General features: G+C 68.8%; 1 pseudogene. It reads left to right on the forward strand.

Annotated features, from left to right (window positions below):
• Nucleotides 1–240 (forward strand): annotated as a pseudogene (locus BEK98_RS47310) (acyl-CoA desaturase); the annotation flags it as partial.

The raw sequence follows: 240 nt of genomic DNA on the forward strand, positions 1-240 counted from the left end.
CCTGGCGCTGGTGGCGGCCGTGCCGCTGGCCTGGGGCTGGGGGGTGAGCTGGCTCGATCTGGGCCTGCTGGTGTTCATGTACTACCTGGGGTGCCACGGCATCACGATCGGTTTCCACCGGTACTTCACCCATGGTTCGTTCAAGGCCAGGCGGCCGCTCAGGATCGCGCTGGCGATCATGGGGTCGCTGGCGGTCGAGGGCCCGCTGGTGCGCTGGGTGGCCGACCACCGCAAGCATCA

The sequence above is a fragment of the Streptomyces diastatochromogenes genome, assembly GCF_002242805.1.
Taxonomy (GTDB): Bacteria; Actinomycetota; Actinomycetes; order Streptomycetales; family Streptomycetaceae; genus Streptomyces; species Streptomyces diastatochromogenes.